Raw genomic sequence first — 21,606 nt, forward strand, 5'->3', positions numbered from 1 at the left:
TCGATCCGTTCGCCCCCGCGCGGCCGCGGCACTGTCGTCGTCTGTGTCACGTGTTCATCTTCCGCGCTGCACCAGAGGTCCTCCTCGCGATGTCCGCACCGGTCACACTGGCCGGCCTGCTTTTCTGCCGGGGGTCCGGGGGGTTGTCCCCCGGGAAAGTGCAGCACACCGGCTCCGGCTGCCGCTCGGTCCGCACCGGCTCCGGCGCCCGCGACAGCCGCCCCGGCCACCACACCCGGCGCCCCAGCAGCACGCTGGCCGTGGTCACCAGGTAGGTCCGGACGAGGAAGGTGTCCAGCAGCACACCCACCGCGATCACGAACCCCAGCTCGACCAGCGGTACCAGCGGCAGCGTGCCGAGCACCGCGAAGGTCGCGGCGAGTACGACACCCGCGGAGGCGATGACCCCGCCCGTGGTGCGCAGGGCGGTGAGGGCCGCCGCCTCGGGCCCGGCACCCGCGAGGGACTCCTCGCGCATGCGGTGCATGAGGAAGATGCCGTAGTCGACGCCGAGCGCCACCAGGAAGACGAAGGACAACAGCCCAAGGCCCGAGTCGGTGCCGGCGAAGCCCAGCACCGGCCCGAACACCAGCCCGCCGATCCCGAGCGCCGCACCCCACACCGCGACCACCGCGACGAGCAGCATCAGCGGCGCGAGCAGGCTCCGCAGCAGGCCTACGAGGATCACGAAGACGGCGGCGAGAACCAGCGGCACGACGACATCCCGGTCCCGGGCCTGGCTGTCGGCCAGGTCGAGCTGCTGGGCGCTGGGACCGCCGACATAGGTGCCGTAGGTGTCGTCGAGCCCGGCGCGCAGGGCCTCGATGGTGCGGGTCTCCCCCTTCGACTCGGGGGCCGCGGTGGCGAAGACGGAGATCTCCGTCCAGCCGGAGCCGGTGCGGCCGGTCGTCGCCTGGGCGACCCCGTCGGTGGTGCGGGCCTTGGCCAGGACGGCATCCGCCTCGGCGGTGGGGGCGATGACGGTGATGGGCCGGCTGCTGTGCCCGGGGTACGCGCGGGCCAGGGTCCGGGCTGCGGAGATCGACTCGGGCCGCCGGGTGAAGGAGTCCTCCTGCTTGAGGGCGCCGGGGAGGTTGAGGGCGCCCAGCGCGAGCGCGCCGAGGAGCACGGCACCGGTGGCGAGCACGACGACCGGGCGGCGCGTGGCCGAGCTGCCCATCGCCGCGAACAGCGACCGTCGCGCCTTGGGCTCACTGCCGAAGGCCGGGATGAGCGGCCAGAAGACGCGGCGGCCGAGGAGGACCAGCAGGGCGGGCAGCAGGCTGATCATCGCGACGAGCGCGGCGAGCACGCCCACCATGCCGACCGGGCCCATGCCACGGCTGCTGTTGAGGTCGGCGGCGAGCAGGCACAGCAGTCCGGCCGCGACGGTGCCGGACGAGGCGAGGACCGCCGGGCCGCAGCCGCGCAGGGCGGCGCGCATGGCGTCGTACGGGCGCTCGTGGCGTCGTAGCTCCTCGCGGTACCGGGAGATGAGCAGCAGGGCGTAGTCGGTGCCCGCACCGAGCACCAGGACCGTCATCACGCCGCCGCTCTGGCCGGTGACGGTGACGCCGAACGCCTCGTGCAGGCCGTACGCGGCGGCCATCGCCATGCCGGCGGCGACCCCGGCGACGGCGAGCGGCACCAGCCACAGGAACGGGCTGCGGTAGATCAGGACGAGCAGGGCCGTGACGACGCCGAGGGTGGCGTAGAGCAGGGTGCCGTCGATGGAGCCGAACACCTTGCCCATGTCGGTCTGCAGGCCGCCCGGTCCGCCGACCTCCACGCTGAGCCCGGCGCCGCCGTTCGCGAGCGCGCGCACGCCGTCGACGAAGGCGTCCCGCGCCTTGTCGTCCTGACCCGGCCGGGTGCTGGAGACCGGGTACATGAGGGTGGTGCCGTCGCGGGACGGGACCGCCCTCGGGGTGCCGGTGAGCTCGTACTTGCTCCCGATCTCCGCGACCTGCGCGCCCGCCTTCGCCCGGTCGGCCGCGGTGAGGCCGCCGTCGCGGTGGTAGACGAGCACCAGGTCGGTGGCCTGCCCGCCCGGCAACCGGTCCTGGATCCGGGCCACTTGGGTGGAGTCGGCGCTGTCGGGCAGGTAGTCCACGGACCGGTTCTGCTGGATGCCGGAGAACTTCCCGGCGAACGGCCCGGCGAGCACGAGCGCCGCCAGCCACAGCCCGAGCACCACCCAGGGCACGGCACGCCGTCCCCGCGTTCCTGTCCTTGCGGCCCCCATGAACGGGCCTCCCTCCGCTCGGGATGTCCGGGTCGGTTCCAGACTCCCGGCGCGCGAGGGACGGTTCGTCGGGCGTGAGGGCGAGTTGGGGGGTACTGCAGGGGGTGGTCCGCGGATGGCATTACTCCCGCGGGAGTAACGAGGTCGGGCCTCCCGCCGATTTCCGGTGCGGTCTTGCCCTTCCGGGTACGGACAAGTAGCAATGCAAGTCGTCCCATTCGCATCCGACGGGGGAGCGCGTTCATGGTGACCCTTCTCTTCGTGCACGGAACCGGCGTGCGCGAGCCCGACTACAGCAATGCCCTCAGGACCATCCGTACCGAGGTCAGGGCCCGGCGCCCGGGCGTCCGGGTGGAGCCGTGCGACTGGGGCTCGGCCCTCGGGTCGCATCTCCGGGCCGGCGGCGCCTCCATCCCGGGCTTCGTCGACCAGGACGGCAAGGGCCCAGCCGCGCCCGCGCCGGAGGACGAGGAGGTGGCACGCTGGGCGCTGCTGTACGCCGACCCGCTGGCGGAGCTGGAGCTCCTCGTGCTCACGTCGGCCGCCGCCACGACGGCGCCGTTCGTGCCGGGCGCGGTCGCGCGCGGGGACACGCTGCTGGCCGACCTGACGCGCCTCACCGACCACGACTCGCTGCGCGCGGCCTGGACGGACGCGGGTCTGGACGTACCCCTGCAGCAGGCCGCCGACGCACTGCACGGCGCGCCGGAGCTGCGCCGGGCCGCCGCGGCCGGCGCAACCGCGGTCGTACTGCCCCGGCTGACCGCGCGTGCGCTGGTGGCCTACGCCCTCAACCGGAGCGACGACGGTGATGCCGGACGCCTGCCGGCCGGGCGGCGCGATGAGTTGGTGGACCGTCTCACCGAGGCGCTCGGCGGTGACGTACGCGGCGTCCCGGAGGCGGTGTCGGCGGCGGTCCGCTTCTCGGCCCGACTGTTCGAGAGCGCGCTCGGCAACCGGCTGGCCGTGGCCCGCCGTACGGCCTGGAGCGGCAAGTCGGTGGGCTTCTTCGGTGACATCGTGCGCTATCTGGTGCGCGGTGAGGCGGTGCGTGCGGTCGTCGCCGAGGCGGTACGGGCCCAGTCCGGCCCCGTGGTGCTGCTCGGCCACAGCCTGGGCGGCATCGTCTCCTTCGACCTGCTGGCCTCCGGAACCCTGCTGGACGGTGCCGCGACGGGCCCCGGTGCCCGCCCCCGCAAGGTCGCGGCCCTGGTCACGGTGGGTTCGCAGGCGCCGCTGCTGTACGAACTGGACGCCCTGCCGTCCCGCCCGTTCGGCAGCGGCCTGCCCCCCGGCTTCCCGCCCTGGACCAACGTCTACGACCGCCGGGACCTGCTGTCCTACCAGGCGGCGCCGGTGTTCGACACCGAGGCGACGGACGTGCGGGACGTGGAGGTCGACAACCGGCAGCCGGTGTCGGCGGCGCACAGTTCGTACTGGGGCAACGAGCGCTTCTACTCGGTGCTGTGCGGTGTGCTGGACGGGGCCGCGGGTCAATGAGCCTCGTGGGCAGGGCAGTTCGCAGTACGCAGGGTGCGGCCCGTATCCTGACGTGTTCCAGCCGGTGTGCCGACAGGTGTACCGTCCGGCTTGCCCACCACGGTGCGAGGGGGAACGCGCGTGGCGAGACGCGGACTAGACGACGTCCAGCTCGAGCTCGTAGAGGCCGTCGTGACGGTGCTCAAGGATCCCGGCGGCGGTCTGGGATCCGAGGGTGCCCGCAGGTTCTGGCGGCAGATGCTGGACGAGACGCTGGAGGGGCTGCCGCAGGACAGCTACCCCACCCCGCACCTGGAGTTCCTGACCCTGGTGCACGCCTGCGCCGGGCGGCCGCGCGGCCTGGCGTCGCTGGCCCGGGTGACCGCCCTGGTGGCTCCCGCACTCGCGGACCCGCTGCAGCCGTTGCTGGAGGAGTGGCGGGCCCATGAGGTCTTCGAGGGCAGGGACTGGCGGCCCCTGCGCCAGGTGCTCCAGCTGCAACTGCCCGAACTGGCCGCGATCGTCGCCGAGTCGACCAGCGGCCGGCACGTCCTTCCCCCGCATTGCGCGACGCCCTGGCAGACCTTCGTGTACCTGGCCGACCTCAACTCCCCGGCGAGCGGCCTGCCGCCTGCCATGGTGCTGCTCGAGTGGCTGGCGCACTGTCCCGAACTGGCCTCGGCGGTAGGGGAGATAAGGGCCTGGAACGACCACTTCGCCGAGAAGTGGGAGCTGGCCGAGGGCCCTGACGGGCTCCACAACCTGCGCCGGAACCTGGAGTCGGCGCACCGCGCCGGACGCGCCCCCCTGGCAGTCGCCGTCGGCGGCTCCGGCGGCACCTCGGAGGGGCCCCCGGCCGACGGAGGGCAGCATTCGGAGGGCCCCGAGGAGGAGGGGCCGCCGGTCATCCGCCTGTACATCAGGGTGGCCCGCGACCGCACGCCCCAGCCGAGCAACCGCCGGCGCACCCCTCGGCCACCGCGCTACCACCTGTCGGCCTGTGTGAAGTACGCCGACTCCGCCGCCCTGCAGCGGCAGCCGGAGGCGGAACCGCAGGACCTGGTGACCCGCGATCGACTCCCGGCGGCCGTCGCGGAGTTGCTGACGAAGATGGCCGTGATGTGGCACAACCGGTCGGAGAGCGTGGCCCTGGAGTTCTTCCTGCCCCTGGAACTCCTCACGGAGGCTGTCGAGTTCTGGAACCGCGATCCCGCCCGTGGTTTCGAGAATCCGCTGCTCAGCACCTACCGGGTGTCCGTTCACAGCCTCGATCGCATACAGCGGCGCGAATTCCACCGCGCATGGCGGGCGCGCTGGTCACAGTGGCGGAAGAACGAGACACATTGGAGGGAGTTCGGGGGCAACCCGGAGCACACACGGCGCGTTGTGCATGAGTGTGCCCCGGAGCCGACGCTCACTGTCGACAAGCATCTGTCACGACTGGACGCCGCTGTGGGAAGCGACGATGATGTGGTCGGCATGCTGTTGTGCGAACCGCCGTGGGAGCAGGGCGAGTTGGGCATGCAGGAGGTGAGGCTGGCCCTAGAACTGGGAGTGCCCGTACTGATGTACCACCGTGACAGCGCCGCCACGCCAGCCTGGCGTGCGGCGATGTGGGAAGCGTTGGCCGAAGATGGGCTGGCCGCTCTTCCCCGGCGCACGCAACAGTGGAAGACCGACGCCGCCGCCGGCAGGGACTCTGCGTACGACCCCGCGACGATTCGCGCGATGGGCATGATCTGGGACGACCCTGAGCATCTTCTTGACGGGGGACCAAGCGCTCCCGCCACCTTTGTAGGGGGGACCGATTGAACGCGCCGCTGGAGAACGGAGGACCTCTCTACAAGGGTACGGGTGACCCGGTCCCCGATGTCCCGTACGACGAGCGTACCTGGCCCCCCGGACCACCGTGGCGCAGCTTCGCCACGCCGCCCGCGATGCCGCAGCCGCCCGACGACGAGGAGGCCGACCGCCGGCTGGGCCGGCCGGGCGTGGCCCGCCATGCGCGGCGCGAGGAGGTCCGCCTGGTCAACGCCGCGCTGCTGCTGCGCAGGCCGCTCCTGGTCACCGGCCGCCCCGGGGTGGGCAAGTCGGCGCTGGCCTACCGCATCGCACGGGAATTACGCCTCGGCCGTGTCCTGCACTGGGCGGTCACCAGCAGGACCACCCTCGCCTCGGGACTCTTCGAGTACGACGCCATAGGGCGCGCCCAGGCCTTACAGGCCCCGGCCCCCTTACCTGCCGGCACCGGCGACTTCGTACAACTCGGCCCGCTGGGAACGGCGTTGCTGCCGTACCGGCTGCCGAGGGTCCTGCTCATCGACGAGATCGACAAGTGCGATATCGATCTTCCCAACGACCTTCTCACGCTGTTCGAGGACGGGTACTACGAGGTTCCCCCGCTGGTCAGGGTAAAGCCGCAGGAGCCCATCGCGACCGTGCACACGGCCGACCCGGGCGGGAGCGCGGAGATCAGCGAAGGCGTGGTGCGCTGTCACACGTTTCCGGTGATCGTCCTGACGTCCAACGGTGAACGGGAGTTCCCGGAGGCGTTCATGCGCCGCTGTCTGCGGCTGGACATTCCCGACCCCGACGAGGCGGCCCTCGGCGAGCTGGTCGCCGCGCACTTCGGCAGCAGTCTCGGCCCCCGCCAGGAGGAGCTGATCCGTGACTTCCTCCATCGCAGCAACCGGGTCGGCGGCCTCGCCGCCGACCAACTCCTGAACGCCGCGCATCTGGTGACGTCGGGTCAGTACCTGCCCGCGAGCGGCGACGGGGACGGGTGGGCCGAGCTGCTGGAGGCCATCTGGCACCCGCTGGGCGGTGAAGGGGCGGGACCGGCGTGACTCACGAACCCTCGCCGGCGCGGGACGGGCAGACCGTGCACGGCCGGGACGGGCCGCGTCCGCCGTCCGGCGAAGAACCCAGGCCGCTCACCCGTCTGCATCCCAGCGAGGTCGCCGACGCGGTGTGGGTGGCCAGCGAACACGCGTGGCTGACCGGCGTGCCGGTGCCGTCCGCGCACGACCGGCTCCCCGAGGGGGCCGAGGACACCGGCCGGGACCTCAGCCCTCTCCACCCGGACGACGCGCTCGACCCTGCGCTGCCCACGCCCGACCTCCATGGGGCCCAAACCGTCCCAGAGCCCGCCATCGACGCGACCGCGTGGTCCGCCGGATCCGAACCCGTGCCGTCGGCCCTGCCGGACCACGCGACGTCCGTGGATACGGAAGAAACCGCCGGGCGTCCCAGCCATCGCCTGCCCCGCGTCCCGGGATCCATGCCCGCGGACGGACCGGCCGCCCGGCGCTCGACCGGCGCCCGGGCGCTGGGGCGTGCCCTGCGGGCCTTCCGTACCGCCGTGGCCTCCGCGCACGGACGGGAACTGGACGAGGAGGCCACCGCCGAACGCATCGCGCTGGCCCCGTCGTTGCCCCCGGTGCTGCGGCCCACGCCCGAGCGCCGCTGGCGTGCCGTGTTGCTCGTGGACACCGCGCCGCACATGGCGGTGTGGCGCGAGCACATCGCTCGGTTCGCCAAGGTCGCCCACCGCTTCGGGGGCTTTCGCGACATCACGGAGCTGTCGCTGAACGCCTTGTCCGCCGATCGCGCCGCCATCTCCCTGCCCGGGCCGATCCGCGAGACGCGCCCCGTGTCGGCGCGCGGCCTGGTGGATCCGACCGGGCGCTCCGTCATCTTCGTGCTGACCGACGGCTCCGCGCCCGCCTGGCGCTCCGGCGCGGCCCAACGGCTGCTCGCTCTGTGGGGCAGACGGCAGCCGGTGGCCGTCCTGCATGTACTGCCGCAGCGGCTGTGGCACCGCACGGGCCTGCACCCGTCCGGCGTCAGACTGCGGGCCTCGGGCCCCTGGGCCGCCGACCGCACCCCCCAATGGGAGCCGGCCGAGGCGCTCTCCGACGTCCTGCGCCCCCGCGCCCTCCCACAGGCGACGGTGCCTGTGCCCGTGCTCGAAATGGACGCGGGCTGGCTGGAGCCGTGGGCCCGGTTCGTGGGCGGCGCCGAACCCCGCGAGATCGAACTCGCGGCCGTCCTCACCACCGTCCTGGAGCGCCCCCGCTCCCCGCTCCCGGGCCCTTCCGCCGACCCCGCCCAGCGGGTCGCCGCCTTCCACGGCTGGGCCTCGCCCGAGGCGTTCCAGCTGGCCACGCACATGGCGGCGGTCCAGCTCGACCTGCCCACGATGACCGAGGTCCAGCGGCGCACCATGCCGAGGACCGGCCCCGAGCACATGGCCGAGTTCCTGCTCAGCGGCCTGGTCTCCCCCCTGCTCTGGTATGCCCACGACCAGTTGTCCTTCGTCTTCGAGCCGGGCGTACGCGAGGAACTGCTGGCCTACGGCTCCCGAGACGCCACCGCGACGGCGATCGAGCAGGCCGCGGAGCTGCTGGCCCCGCGCAGCGCCGCCGCCCGGGACCTGCTGTCGTATCTGCGCGGCGACGGCGGGAAGGCCGCCCGCGCGCACGGCACGGACCGCGAGTTCAGGGAGGTCGAGCGCGCCGTCCTGCATGCACTGAGCGGGCCGCACGCCCGCCGCGCCCGGGCCCTGGACTCGCTGGAGCCGGAGCCGGGCCTGGCCATCGGGTCCCCTGAACGCACAGGTTTCGCACCTTCATCAGCGGCGCCCTCGTTGACGGAGAGCCCGCAGTCGGTGCACGACGACAGCTCCCCCAGCGCCACACCGGCATCGGGAGGTCTGGCAGATCCAGGAGAAGGAGATACACCTGTGAGCACGGTTCCCGCCGCGTCCGAACGAGGACAAGAACCAAGTCTGACCGCAGGCGGTTCCCGCGCGTCCGAGCTGAAGGTGGCAGGAAACATCCCGCCGCGGAACCTCATGTTCACGGGCCGCGAAGAACTCCTGGTCGCTCTGGAGAGGGGCCTGCGCTCGGGGCCGACCGCCGTCCTTCCGCATGCCCTGCACGGTATGGGCGGTGTCGGAAAGTCGCAGCTGGCCCTTGAGTACGTGTACCGGCACGCGACCGAGTACGACCTGGTGTGGTGGATTCCGGCGGAGCTGACGACGGAGATCCAGCGGTCGCTGGTGGAACTCGCCCGCAAGATGAACCTGCGGGTGACCCCGGAGGCCAACACCGCCGTACCGGCCGTGCTGGAGGCCCTGCGCACCGGGAACCCCTACCGGAAGTGGCTGCTGGTGTTCGACAACGCCGAAAGCCCGGGCGCGGTCCAGGGATACTTCCCCAGCGCGCCGGAGGGCGGTCCCGCCGGTTCGGTCATCGTCACCTCGCGCAACCCGCAGTGGAACACGCTGGCGCACCCCCTGGAGGTGGACGTGTTCACACGGCCGGAGAGCGTCCAGCTCCTGCACAGGCGCAATTCCGAGCTCACGGACGAAGAGGCCGGCATGCTGGCCGAGGTCCTCGGCGACCTTCCGCTCGCCGTGGAACAGGCATCGGCGTGGCTCGCGGAGACCGGCATGCCGGCCGCCGAATATCTGAGGGTGTTTGAGGAAAAACGAGCCGAGCTGATGGCGGTCTCCGCCCCGCCCCAGTACGAGGAGACGGTCGCCACCGCGTGGAACGTGTCCCTGGACCACGTGGAGAAGAAGTACGCCGGTGCACTCCAGTTGCTCCAGCTGTGCTCCTATTTCGCTCCCGAACCGATCTCCCGACAGTTCTTCTCCATCGCGGTGGCAGAATCCATCGCCCCGGAACTGGATCTCATCTTCACCGACCCCATGCGGCTGAGCCGGGCCATCCGGGAGATCAGCCGTTACTCCCTCGCCAAGATCAACTACCGTACGAACGCCATCCAGATGCACCGTTTGGTCCAGGCGGTGCTGGTGGCGCGGATGTCGGTGGAACAACGCGAGCGTTTCCAGCACGGCGCGCATCTGCTGCTCGCGGCCAACACGCCGAGCAATCCCCGCGATCCGCAGAACTGGCCCCGCTTCGGGCAGCTGTACCCGCACGTCATCAGCTCCCAGGCCTCGAAGTCCTCGAACCGCAACGTGCGGCAGATGGTGCACAACGTGGCCGAGTACCTCTACCACTGGGGTGACCACGCGGCGGCCCTGGAATTCACCAGCCAGGTCTACAAGGAGTGGTGCGAGAAGTTCGGCGAGGACGATCCGGCGACCCTGGCCCTCGGCCAGCGCCTGCGCTGGGTGCTGTGGCGGGTGGGCCGCTACCCCGAGGCCGCCGACCTCGACGAGCGTATGCTCGCCACGCTGGACCCGGCCGGGCCGGGGACCGAGGAGCCCTACCTCGTGGTCAAGGGTCTTGTCGCCAGCGACCGCAGGGTCAGCGGCGATTTCCGGGGCGCGCTGGAATACGACGAGGACGTGTACCAGCACGCCGTGCGTGCCTTCGGGGACGACGACCCCACCACGATCACGCACGCCTTCAACCTGGCCGTGTGCCTGCGGGTGCACGGGGAATACCGGCGAGCTCTGGAGCTGGACGACAACGTCTGGCGCCTCAGGACGGAGATGTTCGGGGCCGACAGCACCCAGGCGCTGATCTCGCAGGCTTCCGTGGCGCTGGACCAGCAGGAGCTCGGCGAGTACACGCTGGCCCTGCGCATGTGCACGGAGAACGCCGAGCAGACGGAGGCCCTCCTGGGCGAGCCGCATCTGGAGACCTACCGTTCCAAGGCCCGGCTGGGAGTCGCCCAGCGCAAGGCCGGGCTGCATGCCGAGGCCGCCAAGAACACGAGCATCGCACTGGCGGCGCTGACCGAACGGTACGGCGAGCGGGCGCCCGACGTGTTGCAGATCTCGCTGAACTACTCCATCGACCTGCGGCAGACCGGCAGACTCCAGGAGGCGCGGGACCGCTGCCGGCGCACCCGTGACCTGTACAAGGAGACCCTGGGCGAGGACCACCCGCAGACCATCTCCGCGGAGGCCGACCTCGCTGTGACCCTGCGTCAGATGGACCAGGTGGACGCCGCCCGCAAGCTGAACGAGTCGGTGCTCACCCGGTTCCGTCAGGCTCTGGGCGAGAAGCACCCGAACACCCTGGCCACTGCCGTCAACCTGGCCAACGACCTCTTCGCGCAGGGCGACTCAACCGCCGCTCACGCACTGGACGAGCAGACCCTGGAGCAGGTGCGGGAGAAGTTGGGCGAGACACACCCCACCACGCTCGTCCTGCGGGTGAACCTGGCGATCGATCTGCGTGCCCTGGGCCGCCGCGAGGAGGCCGAGCTGCTGCACGCGGAAGCCGTGGAGGGGATCAAGGAGAAGCTGGGCGAGGCACACCCGGCGTACCACGACGCGCTGAAGTGGCGCCGGGCCAACTGCGACATCGACCCGATGTACCTGTAGCCGCGTCCGCAGATGCCGAGGCGGGCTCCCGCGGATCTCCCTCCACGGAAGCCCGCCGTCATGTCCCGGCATCCACCGCACGGCCCACCCACGCCGCGAGTTCAACGGGGTCCACCTGCCTCCCGACCCGCCCGTGCAGGTGCCGGGCGAGTGCGCGGACCAGTTCCGGTGCGGCGGTCAGCGCGCGTAGCGCCGACGGGGCGCGGCCGGTCTCCTCCAGTGTCAGCCTCAGGCCGGCCCAGGCTGCCGGTGTGGCGGGGGCCTCGGTGAGGGAGAGGCGGTAGTGGTGCTCGGCGGTGGCCGGGTCGCCCGTTGCCCAGACGAGGTCGGCCAGGACCGCGCCGGTGACGCCGGGCACGCCGTCCTCGTCCGCGGTGTCGCGGAGCTTGTCCAGCGCCACGGGGTCCGCCAGTGCCATACGGGCGAGCACGGCCCGCGTGTCGAGGTGCCACTGGCGGCGCTCGGCGCGCACCCCCTGGCGCCGGGCGGGCAGCGTGGGCCCGTCGTCCGTCGGCCAGGCCGCGGCGAGCGCCTCGACGTCCTCGGGAAAGGGCCGTACGTGATGCAGCCGCCACAGCACACGGTGGTCGGCGGCGAGCCGCCCCGCCAGCTGTACGGCCTCCCGGGCCGCGGTCTCGCCGGGGGCCTCGGCCGACCAGCCCGAGACGATGGCCTGCACCCCGTCCAGCAGACTGCGGCCCGCCTCGGTGAGTTCGGGGTCGGTCGCGATCCGGGGCACGACCTGCGCCAACTGGCCGTGCCACAGGGAGAATTCGAGCCAGGCGAGCTGGTCGTGCGCCCCGCCCGGCAGCCGGGTCCGGCCACGCCAGAAGCGGGCAACGCCGGTGAACGCGTAGATGCCCTGGAGCATGCCCGCCAGGGGCCGCGGGTCGTCGCGCCAAGGCGCGTAGTACAGCCGGCCCGGCCCGGGCTCCTCCTCGATCAGCGGGAAGAGATGGGCGAACGCATCGAGTTTGCTGTGCTGGAGTTCATGGACGAGGGCCGCCGCGCAGGCCAGTTCGGACTCGGGCAACGACAGCGCCAGGCCGCCCACGCCGTGGCCGCTGGTCGCACTGCGGACCCGGAACAGCTCGTACGCCTGCATGGGCTGGATGGTGCGCAGCAGTGCGGTGAGGGTCGCGGCGGAGGCCGGATCCGCCTCCGCCACCAGCCTGGCGGCGCCCTGCACCAGCCGGGTCAGCCGGGTGACCGTCCGTCGGCCCAGCCGCCGGGCCGCTCCGGTCGGCCGCGGTGCGATGCGGTGCGGCCCCAGGTCGTCGAAGGCAAGGCGGACCGGGGCGGTGCCCGGCAGCCGTAACTCCGTGTGGTGCAGCGGCAGCCAGCCCGGCGCGGGGCGTGACGGGTCGTCCGGCAGCCGTACGATGCCGTGCGGGGCGGTCACCGTGACGGTGCCGGCGCGGGCCGCGAGCACGGCGACTTCCTGAGCCGCGCGGGTGGGCAGCCGGACCTGGCCGAGGGCGGGCAGCTCGACGCGGCCCGCGACGCAGGGCAGCGGGAAGGAGAAGTCGAGGCCGGCGCGCAGGGCCGCCGCCGCCGCGAGGCAGTGCAGATGTCCGACGTCGGCCCACAGGGGCAGCTCGTGCGGGCGCGGGCGGCACAGCCGGTTGAGCAGCTGGGCGGCCCACAGGCCCGTCTCGGGCAGGTCCAGCAGCTCCCGTACTGCCGTGGGCGCCCGGCGTTGCGCGGCGGCCAGGAGGTCCCAGGCGCGGCGCGGCGCGGGCAGCGGGCCGGCCGCCGCACCGGCCAGCGGCGTGAGGGCGTCCATCAGCACGTCCAGGAGCAGCAGCCGGTGGCTGTGCTCGGCCCGGACGAGTTCGGCGAGTGCGTCCGCGTCTCCCTCGCCTTGGGTCAGACTCTCGAACTGCCGTGGAGTGAGCCTGTGCAACGGCTCTGCCTCTCCGGCCGCCGGAGTCCGTCCCATCAGCCACCGCCACTTCCTGGAGACGCACTCCTGGCGGGTCTGCCGATGGTTTTCAACAAACGTTCCTTGGCACGCTCCCGGTCGAGGTCGCCGTGTGTGCGCAGCTCCTCCAGGGAGGTGCCGTTCAAGTCGGGCAGGTCCGACCTGATGGCAGGTTCCGGATTCTGCATCCTGCGGTAGACCTCCCCCTGAACAGTCAGAGCCTGAACGATCCGCCTTTACATCATGACCCAAGCCCCGGTCGGCGGAAACATCGTCAACCAGCCAGGATCGTAAGGCTGTTGGCCGGTCACTCTGCTGTGAACCACTCCGGATAGTCCTGCAGCACCGCTTCGAGGTCATCGAGCGCCACCGTCCCGGCGTCCACCAGGGACACCGCCTTCCACAGGTGCCACAGTCCGTTTCGGAAGGCCACACATGTGCTGATCAGCCTCAGGATCTCGATTCGCGGCACCGCGTTGCGCGGCACGGAACTGCAGATGTCGAGGGGCAGATGGCTGATGACCACGGCGCGCAGACCGGGGTCCAGCATGGCCGGGACGGCTTGTAACGCTCCCAGTAGGCGCTCGTAATCCGCCACTTCCAGTCGTCGGCGGGGCGCCGCCCGGCCCGCATGCGTGCGGATCTCCGCGCCGCCCCCCTCCGACCACAGCGTGGTCGGTACGGCGGCTGCCAGGCCCTGCCTGCGGAACCGTTCCCGGAGGGCGGCGGCGAGCGGGGCGCTGTCGTAGCGCCATTCCGGGTGGGCGCGCAGCAGTTCCAGGGCCGCCGCGCTGAAGACGCCGGTGGTGACCTGGCCGGGCCCGGAGGCGAACAGCACGTGCTGGCCGAGGACCTGACGCAGGCGCCCGCGGGGTACCGGGTCGGGGCGCAGGGCGTGGCCCACGGTGGTCACGTCCGTGAAGGTCTGGCAGGCGTCGATCAGCCAGAGCTGGCGCGTGTGCTGCGGGGCGAGGTCGGAGCGGAAGGCGGCAAGGGCGCCGTCCAGGTCCAGGCAGCGCAGATCGGGGATGGCCGCGTCGGCGTACACCAGGCGCCGCTTTCCGTCCAGGTCGACCAGGCCATGCCCCGCCCAGGCGACAAACAACCAGTCGTCGGCCGCCGGGGCCACTTCCCGGAAGAGCACCTCGTGCACCCGCTCGCGGTCGGCGGGCCGCCAGTGCACGCCCGTCGCCTCCAGCAGGGTCCGGTTCGCGGGCAGCGGGGACGCAAGCACCTTGATCGAGTCCGCCGCCGCGCCCTGTTCGAGCAGCCACGCACGATAGGCCAACACGTCCCGCACCGGCCCGTCCAGATTCCAGGAACTCCCCGTCCCGTACTCCTCGACCGCCACCAGCACCGCCCGGCTGCCGCCGCCCACAGACTCCCCCGTCGCCGTGTTCATGACCCGAGTGTCCCGGACGCGGACGGCACCGGGCCAGATCCGTGCGAGGCCGCCCGTCTGTGCCCCCGCGTCGTCGTGCGCCCTCGATGCCGGCGCACCCGCCCCGGCTGTCCGCGCCGGTGGCTAGGACGGCGTACGCGCCGCCGCCAGCAGCCTCGTCACATCGTCCGAGCAGATGGTCAGGGCCGCGCCCACCGTGGCCAGGACGTCGCGTTCGGCGGGGGTGTACGGGCCGTCGGCGAGGGCGATGCGGGCGCCCTGCAGCAGGATCGATTCGCGGCCGACCGGGGCGAGGTGCGGGGCCAGCGGGTCCAGGGCCTCGTGCAGCTCTATGGCGAGTCCGGCGCCGCAGGACTGGCCGTAGGCCCGGCCGGTGTCCGCGGCCAGCGCCTCGACGAGCGCGTTCAGCTGGTCCTCGGTGCAGTCGTCGAAACCGGCCGCGCGGACCGTGCTCGCGGCGGCCTCCAGGGCCGTACGGGAACAGGTGCCGCCCGCGGCCAGCACCGCGAGCGCGACGGTGTGGACGGCGTCGCGGAGCATCGCCGAGAAGCGGGTGGTGGTGGGGTGGTCGAGGACGTCCGTGCCGAAGTGACGGCGGCAGGCGGCGCATTCGACGACCGGCGCGGTCTCGCCGCGCGGCAGCACGGGCACCCCGAGCAGCATGAAACGGCGGTGGCCGGTCAGCCGCTGGTAGTTGCGGTCGCCCCCGCAGCCCGGGCAGAAGAACTCGCCGTCTGAGACGGGTGTCCACGCGGTGCGGGTACCCAGGAGGCGCGCAGGCCTGGCGGCTCGGCCGTTTCGTCCCCGTACTGGCAGCACGTCGCACCTCCTTAACACCGCGGCAACATCGTCGCGGTGCCCGTGATGTTAGCCACATCGGAGAGGCGTAGTCAGCACCCTGGAAGAGACCTTTCCGTGACCTCCACGAACAGATGGCCGATAAGTGACGGGGCCCTGATCGCCGTATACGACGATCAGGGCCCCGAAACGCCCGGTCAGAAGCCTCAGCGGGTCGCGCGGTTCACCGCTGAGACAACCGCCTTCAGCGACGCACGAGTCGTGTTCGCGTCGATGCCGATTCCCCACAGGACCTTGTCGTCGATCGCGCATTCGATGTAGGAGGCGGCCTGTGCGGAGGCGCCCTCGCTCATCGTGTGCTCCTGGTAGTCCAGCAGCCGGGCGTCCACGCCCACCTTCTGCAGCGCGTCGAAGAAGGCGGAGATCGGGCCGTTGCCGGTTCCGGTCAGGACGGTGTCCTGGCCGTCGACCGTCGCCTCGACCCGCAGCGTGTCCACGCCGTCGGTGTCGGTCGTCGACTGGCCGTTCTTGACCTGAATACGGCCCCACGGGTTCTCGGGGTTCGGCAGGTACTCGTCCTGGAAGACCGCCCAGATGTCGCCGCCGGTGACCTCGCCGCCCTCGGCGTCCGTCTTCGCCTGGATGATCTTCGAGAACTCGATCTGCATCCGGCGGGGCAGGTCCAGCTTGTGGTCGTTCTTCAGGACGTAGGCGATACCGCCCTTGCCGGACTGCGAGTTGACGCGGATGACGGCCTCGTAGGAGCGGCCGACGTCCTTCGGGTCGATCGGCAGGTACGGGACCGCCCACTCGATGTCGTCGACGGTGACGCCCTTGGCGGCCGCGTCGGCCTCCATCGCGTCGAAGCCCTTCTTGATGGCGTCCTGGTGGGAGCCGGAGAAGGACGTGTAGACCAGGTCGCCCACGTACGGGTGGCGCGGGTGGACCTCCATCTGGTTGCAGTACTCCCACACCCGGCGGATCTCGTCGATGTCGGAGAAGTCGATCTGCGGGTCGACGCCCTGCGAGAACAGGTTCATGCCCAGGGTGACCAGGTCGACGTTGCCGGTGCGCTCGCCCTGTCCGAACAGACAGCCCTCGACGCGGTCGGCGCCGGCCATCAGCGCCAGCTCGGCGGCGGCGACGGCGGTGCCGCGGTCGTTGTGCGGGTGGATCGACAGGCAGACGTGCTCGCGGCGGGACAGGTTGCGGCCCATCCACTCGAAGCGGTCGGCGTGCGTGGAGGGGGTCGAACGCTCCACGGTGGCGGGCAGGTTGAGGATGATCTCGCGGCCCGGGCCGGGCTGCCAGACGTCCATGACCGCCTCGCAGACCTCCAGCGCGAAGTCCAGCTCGGTGTCGGTGAAGATCTCGGGGCTGTACTGGTAGCCGAACTCCGTCTCGGGGCCCAGCAGCTTCTCGGCGTACTCCATCACCAGGCGCGTGCCGTCGACGGCGATCTGCTTGATCTGGTCCTTGGAGCCGCGGAAGACCACCCGGCGGAAGACGGGGGCGGTGGCGTTGTACAGGTGGACGGTCGCGCGCTTGGCGCCCTTCAGCGACTCCACCGTCCGCTCGATCAGGTCCTCGCGGGCCTGGGTCAGTACGGAGATTGTGACGTCGTCCGGGATGGCGCCGGGCTCTTCGATGATCGACCGTACGAAATCGAAGTCCGTCTGGCCGGAGGCGGGGAAGCCGACCTCGATCTCCTTGTAGCCCATCTTGACCAGCTGGTCGAACATCCGGCGCTTGCGCTCGGGCGACATCGGGTCGATCAGGGCCTGGTTGCCGTCACGCAGGTCGGTCGACAGCCAACGGGGGGCCTGGGTGATCCGCTTCTCGGGCCAGGTGCGGTCGGGGATGTCGACCTGCTCGTACCGGCCGTACTTGTGGATCGGCATGGTGCTGGGCTGCTGGCGGTTCGCCATGATGACTCGGGCTCCTCAGGGTGTCCGGAAGGACGGCCGACGACGCAACGCCAAGCTCCGCGGGGAGGGAGTCGACCTGGATTACAGGCCCTCGCCGCGGCAGCTAAGGAGGAGCAGCCCGAAACGCATGATGCGAAGCATGCTAGCCGAGCCGCTCCCCGTGCGGGGCGTCGTATCAGTATGCGGGACCCGGGGGACGAATAGGACAAAAAGTGCGCCATACCACTTCGTCACGGAGCGTGCGCTTCCCTGTCCGCATATTTCACCAATCATGGTTGCGGGTAGTGACACCGGAATGACTCAGTGCAAGGGTGCCGGGCATGACGACCAACGGGGGCTTCGAGCCCGTCTTCTGCACCGTCGTACCGCCACACGTCCTGGACAAGCTGGCCCGGCACGACGACCCCGCACTCTCCGGTCCCGCCCGCCGCACCCTGATGCGCGACGCGGAGCTGCGCGCCCGCCGCCGCGTGACCACCGAGTTCGGCCTCGCGGCCGCACCGGCGACGAAGGCACCGGCGGACCAGCCGCTGCGCACCATCTACGACGCCGGGCACCAGACCGACCTGCCCGGCAGGAAGGTGCGCGCCGAGGGCGCCGCCCCGGTCAAGGACGCCACGGTCAACCGCGCCTACGCGGGCCTCGGCGCCACCTTCGACCTCTACCTCAAGGCCTACCAGCGCCACTCGATCGACGGTGACGGCCTGCCGCTGGACGCCAGCGTCCACTACGACGTGAAGTACAACAACGCCTTCTGGAACGGCGAGCAGATGGTGTTCGGCGACGGCGACGGCGAGATCTTCCTCGACTTCACCATCCCGATCGACGTCATCGGCCACGAGCTGACCCACGGCGTCACCCAGCACACCGCGAACCTCACCTACTACGGCCAGCCGGGCGCCCTGAACGAGTCGATGTCCGACGTCTTCGGCTCGCTCATCAAGCAGTACACGCTCGGCCAGACCGCCGCCGAGGCCGACTGGCTGATCGGGGCGGGCCTGCTAGCCCCGAGCGTCACCGGCAAGGCGCTGCGCTCCATGAAGGAACCGGGTACGGCGTACGACGACGACGACGTCCTCGGCAAGGACCCGCAGCCCGCGACCATGGACGACTACGTCCGCACCGGCCGCGACAACGGCGGCGTCCACATCAACTCCGGCATCCCCAACCACGCGTTCTACCTGGTGGCCTCCGCGCTCGGCGGCCATGCCTGGGAGAAGGCGGGACAGATCTGGTACGACGTCCTGACCGGCGGGGAGCTGTCCTCGCAGGCGCTGTTCAACGACTTCGCGAAGCTCACGGTCGCGGCGGCGAAGGCCCGCTTCAACGAGGGCGAGGAGCTGCAGGCCGTACAGAAGGCGTGGGAACAGGTCGGGGTGCGGATCCTGTGAGTCCGTACTAGACAGGGCCCATGCGTATTCAGGTGAGGCGCACGGGTGGGTTCGCGGGCATCGAGCGCCATGCCGAGGTGGACACCTCGGGCCGGCCCGACGCCCAGGAGTGGCAGGCCCTGGCCGGACGCGCGCTCGCGTCCGGCCGGGGCACGCCTCCCGTCGGGGTGCCGGACGGCTTCAACTACGAGATCACGGTGGACGGGAAGACGGTGTACGCGGCCGATCCCCGGCTCACGGACGAGCAGCGCGAACTGATCAGCCGGGTACTCAAGGAAGGGGCGTAACCGGCAGTTCATGCCTGGGCGTTGACTTCCGTTACCGCCGGTAAGGATGATCCCGCCCATGGCTTCTGATGCAGGCAATCCGATACCCCGCTTCCCGGCCGGCTTCGTGTGGGGCGTGTCGACCTCGGCCCACCAGATCGAGGGCGCCGTCGACGAGCGCGAGCCGTCCGTGTGGGACGCCTTCACGGCCGAGCCGGGACGGGTGAAGGACGGCTCGACCGCGGCGGTGGCCTGCGACCACTACCACCGCTACCGCGAGGACGTGGCGCTCCTGGCCGACCTCGGGGTGGACGCGTACCGCTTCTCCATCTCCTGGCCGCGGGTGCGCTCCACGGGCGGCCTCGACTTCTACGACCGTCTCGTCGACGAGCTGCTGGCCGCCGGCGTACGGCCGGTCCCCACCCTCTTCCACTGGGACCTGCCGGTCGCGCTGGACTGGCTCGAACGGGACACGGCCTCCCGTTTCGCGGAGTACGTGTCCGTCGTCGCAGAGCGGCTGGGCGACCGGGTGAAGAAGTGGATCACCCTCAACGAGCCCGCGGAACACACGCTGTTGGGCCACGCGCTGGGCGCGCACGCACCCGGCAGACAGCTGCTCTTCGACGCCCTGCCGGTGGCCCACCACCAGCTGCTGGCCCACGGTCTGGCCGTACGGGCCCTGCGCGCGTCCGGCGCCACCGACATCGGCATCGCCAACTCGCACGGACCGACCTGGCCGGCCTCCGAGGAGAGCGCGGACCTGGAGGCGGCGGGCTTCTACGACCTGCTGCTGAACCGCCTGTTCGCCGACCCGCTGCTGCTCGGCCAGTACCCGGAGGGCCTCGGCGAGTTGATGCCGGGCGATGTCGAGTCCGACCTGAAGGTCATCGCGGAACCCCTCGACTGGTACGGCGTCAACTACTACGCGCCGACCCGGGTGGGCGCCCCGCAGGGCGAGGACATCGAGTTCGGCGGGCTGACCATTCCGGCCGAACTCCCCTTCTCGGTACGGCAGATCGAGGGCGTGCCGGTCACGGACTTCGGCTGGCCCGTGGTCCCCGAGGGTCTGACCGAGCTGCTCACCGGCTTCCACGAGCGCTACGGCGACCGCCTCCCGCCCGTCGTCATCACCGAGAACGGCTGCTCCTACCCGGGCCTCGACGACCAGGACCGGATCGCCTACCTCGACGGCCACCTCCGGGCCCTGCACAAGGCCGTCAAGGCGGGCGTGGACGTGCGCGGGTACTTCGTGTGGTCGCTGCTGGACAACTTCGAGTGGGCGGAGGGGTACGAGCGCCGCTTCGGTCTGGTGCACGTCGACTTCGACACGCAGCAGCGGACACCGAAGTCGTCGTACGGCTGGTTCCGGGGTGTGCTGCGGGCGCAGAGATGACCGCCACCCGGCCCGCGGAGGCACTCGCCGAGCCCGTCGAACGGGTCGGCCACGGCTGGACGTCCGCCCTCTCGCTCGCCAACGGGGCGATCTGGGTGGGCTGGTACGGACCCCTGCAGATCCTGCTGGCCTCCCAGGCGAAGGACTTCGCGCCGGGCTCCGGCATGTCCAAGGAGACGATGCTGGCGTGGGTGACGGGGGCGGGGGCGTTGGTGTCCCTGGTCGCCAACCCGCTCTTCGGCGCCCTCTCGGACCGGACGACGTCCCGCCGGGGCCGCCGTACGCCGTGGATCGTGGCCGGGACGGCGGGCGGCGCCCTGTCGTTGCTGCTGCTCGCGGGCGCGGGCGGGGTGTGGACCATGGCGGCCGGCTGGTGTCTGGTCCAGCTGACGCTGAACGCGGCGTTCGCGGCGGTGACGGCCGCGGTGCCGGACCGGGTGCCGCGGCTTCAGCGGGGCTCGGTGGGCGGCTGGCTGGGGGCCGCGCAGATCCTGGGTGTGGTCGGCGGGACGGGGCTCGCGACGGTGGCCGGGGGCGTCGAGGCCGGGTATGCGGCGTGCGCGGTGTTCACGGTGGTGGGGGTGCTGCCGTACGTCCTGCGCTACGAGGATCTGCGACTGGCGGCGGCGGACCGGCCGGAGTGGTCGTGGCGGTCCTTCGCCGCCGGGTTCTGGCTGAGCCCGCGCCGGTATCCGGACCTGGGCTGGGCCTGGCTGACCCGCTTCCTGATCAACCTCAGCAACGCACTCGTCCTGCTGTACCTGCTCTATTACCTGCGGGACCGCCTGCACTACGGCAACCCCGACCAGGGCGTGCTGATCCTGACGGCCGTGAACGGGGTGACGCTGCTCGCCACGGTCGTCGTGGGCGGGGTCTGGTCGGACCGGGTGGGGCGGCGCAAGCCGTTCGTGATCTGGTCGGGTGTGCTGATGGCGGTGGCGACGGCGGCGCTGGCGGGCTGGCAGACCTGGCCGGGCGCGATCGTCGCGGCGGCGGTGCTCGGGGTCGGCTTCGGCGTCTTCACCTCGGTCGACTTCGCGCTGATGACGGACGTACTGCCGAAGGCCCTGGACCGCGGCAAGGACCTCGGCGTGATCAACGTGGCCAATGCCCTGCCGCAGGTAGCGGCGCCCGCCCTCGCCGCACCGATCGTGACGTATCTCGGCGGCTACCGGGTGCTGTACCTGGTGTCGGCGGTGATCGGGCTGGCGGGGGCGGTGCTGGTGGGCCGGATCAGAGGGGTGGACTGAAGCGTCGACGACGATCCGGGGCGCTTCACAGGGCTCCCGCGTCCCTGGCCGCGTAGACGCTGGGATACAGCGGCCGGTAACCGAGTTCCCGGCGGATCCGCTCGGTCGAGGTGATCACCAGCCAGGGGTCGGGGTCGGTACGGCGATGATCGGTTGACCAGGGCGGCCCTGACGGGACGGGCCAGAGGCGTCGACGCGACTCGCGCCGCTTCACAAGGCCC

13 protein-coding genes are annotated in these 21,606 nt (G+C 71.5%); 8 read left to right on the top strand and 5 right to left on the bottom strand.

Features of this window, described 5'->3' with window-relative positions; translation table 11 throughout:
* Nucleotides 1–46: 46 nt before the first annotated feature.
* Nucleotides 47–2,245, bottom strand: coding sequence for an MMPL family transporter (locus ABD355_RS22750; protein WP_344402395.1), 2,199 nt, complete (start codon nucleotides 2,243–2,245; stop codon nucleotides 47–49).
* Between the two features lie 243 nt (nucleotides 2,246–2,488).
* On the opposite strand from ABD355_RS22750, the gene ABD355_RS22755 reads away from it, so the two are divergent.
* The 4 genes from ABD355_RS22755 (at nucleotide 2,489) to fxsT (ending at nucleotide 11,033) form a co-directional block, all read left to right on the top strand.
* Nucleotides 2,489–3,745, top strand: a complete 1,257-nt coding sequence (locus ABD355_RS22755) for an alpha/beta fold hydrolase (RefSeq protein ID WP_344402396.1) — start codon at nucleotides 2,489–2,491, stop codon at nucleotides 3,743–3,745.
* A 120-nt stretch (nucleotides 3,746–3,865) separates the two neighbouring features.
* Nucleotides 3,866–5,536 (top strand): VMAP-C domain-containing protein, encoded by a 1,671-nt coding sequence (locus tag ABD355_RS22760; RefSeq protein ID WP_344402397.1) that lies wholly within the window; start codon nucleotides 3,866–3,868, stop codon nucleotides 5,534–5,536.
* A 125-nt stretch (nucleotides 5,537–5,661) separates the two neighbouring features.
* On the top strand, nucleotides 5,662–6,570 hold the full coding sequence (locus tag ABD355_RS22765; protein WP_344402398.1) for an AAA family ATPase: 909 nt from the start codon (nucleotides 5,662–5,664) through the stop codon (nucleotides 6,568–6,570).
* Nucleotides 6,567–11,033, top strand: a complete 4,467-nt coding sequence (gene fxsT, locus ABD355_RS22770; RefSeq protein WP_344402399.1) for an FxSxx-COOH system tetratricopeptide repeat protein — start codon at nucleotides 6,567–6,569, stop codon at nucleotides 11,031–11,033. The genes ABD355_RS22765 and fxsT overlap by 4 nt, the downstream gene beginning before the upstream one ends.
* Before the next feature lie 58 nt (nucleotides 11,034–11,091).
* On the opposite strand, the gene ABD355_RS22775 is transcribed toward fxsT, so the two are convergent.
* The 4 genes from ABD355_RS22775 to leuA form a co-directional block, all read right to left on the bottom strand.
* On the bottom strand, nucleotides 11,092–12,975 hold the full coding sequence (locus ABD355_RS22775; protein WP_344402400.1) for an HEXXH motif domain-containing protein: 1,884 nt from the start codon (nucleotides 12,973–12,975) through the stop codon (nucleotides 11,092–11,094).
* Nucleotides 12,976–13,264: 289 nt separating this feature from the next.
* Nucleotides 13,265–14,359, bottom strand: coding sequence for an effector-associated domain 2-containing protein (locus tag ABD355_RS22780; protein ID WP_344402402.1), 1,095 nt, complete (start codon nucleotides 14,357–14,359; stop codon nucleotides 13,265–13,267).
* 123 nt (nucleotides 14,360–14,482) lie between these two features.
* Nucleotides 14,483–15,178, bottom strand: coding sequence for a tellurite resistance TerB family protein (locus ABD355_RS22785; protein ID WP_344402403.1), 696 nt, complete (start codon nucleotides 15,176–15,178; stop codon nucleotides 14,483–14,485).
* Nucleotides 15,179–15,363: 185 nt separating this feature from the next.
* Nucleotides 15,364–17,085: a 2-isopropylmalate synthase gene (gene leuA / locus ABD355_RS22790; protein ID WP_344402404.1), complete on the bottom strand. Its 1,722-nt coding sequence runs from the start codon at nucleotides 17,083–17,085 to the stop codon at nucleotides 15,364–15,366.
* 320 nt (nucleotides 17,086–17,405) lie between these two features.
* On the opposite strand from leuA, the gene ABD355_RS22795 reads away from it, so the two are divergent.
* From ABD355_RS22795 to ABD355_RS22810, 4 genes are read left to right on the top strand one after another with little or no spacing between them, the layout of a single operon-like run.
* Nucleotides 17,406–18,476 (top strand): M4 family metallopeptidase, encoded by a 1,071-nt coding sequence (locus ABD355_RS22795; RefSeq protein ID WP_344402405.1) that lies wholly within the window; start codon nucleotides 17,406–17,408, stop codon nucleotides 18,474–18,476.
* 20 nt (nucleotides 18,477–18,496) lie between these two features.
* Complete coding sequence (locus tag ABD355_RS22800) at nucleotides 18,497–18,763, top strand: protealysin inhibitor emfourin (RefSeq protein ID WP_344402406.1); 267 nt, start codon at nucleotides 18,497–18,499, stop codon at nucleotides 18,761–18,763.
* Between the two features lie 58 nt (nucleotides 18,764–18,821).
* Nucleotides 18,822–20,135 (top strand): GH1 family beta-glucosidase, encoded by a 1,314-nt coding sequence (locus ABD355_RS22805; protein ID WP_344402407.1) that lies wholly within the window; start codon nucleotides 18,822–18,824, stop codon nucleotides 20,133–20,135.
* Complete coding sequence (locus ABD355_RS22810) at nucleotides 20,132–21,385, top strand: MFS transporter (RefSeq protein ID WP_344402408.1); 1,254 nt, start codon at nucleotides 20,132–20,134, stop codon at nucleotides 21,383–21,385. Before ABD355_RS22805 ends, ABD355_RS22810 begins: the two co-directional genes overlap by 4 nt.
* Nucleotides 21,386–21,606: the final 221 nt, after the last annotated feature.

The sequence above is a fragment of the Streptomyces longisporus genome (assembly GCF_039532765.1).
Lineage (GTDB): Bacteria > Actinomycetota > Actinomycetes > Streptomycetales > Streptomycetaceae > Streptomyces > Streptomyces longisporus.

What these genes read in the sequence shown, in the direction of transcription:
- ABD355_RS22750 (WP_344402395.1), bottom strand. Translation starts at nt 2,245, where the DNA reads ATGGGGGCCGCAAGGACAGGAACGCGGGGACGGCGTGCCGTGCCCTGG.
- ABD355_RS22755 (WP_344402396.1), top strand. Translation starts at nt 2,489, where the DNA reads ATGGTGACCCTTCTCTTCGTGCACGGAACCGGCGTGCGCGAGCCCGAC.
- ABD355_RS22765 (WP_344402398.1), top strand. Translation starts at nt 5,662, where the DNA reads ATGCCGCAGCCGCCCGACGACGAGGAGGCCGACCGCCGGCTGGGCCGG.
- ABD355_RS22775 (WP_344402400.1), bottom strand. Translation starts at nt 12,975, where the DNA reads ATGGGACGGACTCCGGCGGCCGGAGAGGCAGAGCCGTTGCACAGGCTC.
- ABD355_RS22780 (WP_344402402.1), bottom strand. Translation starts at nt 14,359, where the DNA reads ATGAACACGGCGACGGGGGAGTCTGTGGGCGGCGGCAGCCGGGCGGTG.
- leuA (WP_344402404.1), bottom strand. Translation starts at nt 17,085, where the DNA reads ATGGCGAACCGCCAGCAGCCCAGCACCATGCCGATCCACAAGTACGGC.
- ABD355_RS22795 (WP_344402405.1), top strand. Translation starts at nt 17,406, where the DNA reads ATGACGACCAACGGGGGCTTCGAGCCCGTCTTCTGCACCGTCGTACCG.
- ABD355_RS22800 (WP_344402406.1), top strand. Translation starts at nt 18,497, where the DNA reads ATGCGTATTCAGGTGAGGCGCACGGGTGGGTTCGCGGGCATCGAGCGC.
- ABD355_RS22805 (WP_344402407.1), top strand. Translation starts at nt 18,822, where the DNA reads ATGGCTTCTGATGCAGGCAATCCGATACCCCGCTTCCCGGCCGGCTTC.
- ABD355_RS22810 (WP_344402408.1), top strand. Translation starts at nt 20,132, where the DNA reads ATGACCGCCACCCGGCCCGCGGAGGCACTCGCCGAGCCCGTCGAACGG.